We start from the raw sequence: 551 nt of genomic DNA, 5'->3' as shown, positions 1-551 counted from the left end.
GATTTAGAAAAAGATAAACAACGATGTAGCCATCAACCACAACTCATTATTGGTACACCAACAAGAATTAATGATTTAGCACATTCAGGTTATCTTCATGCACATTTAGCGTCATATTTAATTATAGATGAAGCTGATTTAATGATTGACCTCGGTCTCATTGAAGATGTTGACCATATTGCAGCGAGATTAGATGATGAAAATGCTCATCTAGCGGTATTTAGTGCAACAATACCTAAATCATTACAACCATTTTTAAATAAATATTTAAGTCAACCAGAATTTGTAGAAGTTGATGGCAAAGCTCATAATAAAGAAAATATCGAATTTTATCTAATTCCTACAAAAGGTTCTGCTAAGGTAGATAAAACATTGGAATTGATAGATATATTGAATCCTTATCTATGTATTATTTTCTGTAACAGTCGTGAAAATGCCGATGAATTGGCAGACACTTTAAATAAAGAAGGAATTAAAATAGGTATGATTCATGGTGGTTTAACACCAAGAGAACGTAAACAACAAATGAAAAGAATAAGAAATTTAGATTT

Annotated in this window: 1 protein-coding gene; it reads left to right on the top strand. The window is 30.5% G+C overall.

What is annotated here, in order from left to right; all coding sequences use genetic code 11:
- On the top strand, window positions 1–551 hold a 551-nt coding region (locus tag IE142_RS40300), incomplete at both ends, for a DEAD/DEAH box helicase (RefSeq protein WP_191889511.1).

The sequence above is a fragment of the Streptomyces mutabilis genome (assembly GCF_014649815.1).
Taxonomy (GTDB): Bacteria; Actinomycetota; Actinomycetes; order Streptomycetales; family Streptomycetaceae; genus Streptomyces; species Streptomyces mutabilis.
The sequence above is the reverse complement of the archived record's forward strand: the minus strand, read 5'-3'. Positions and strand labels throughout refer to the sequence as shown.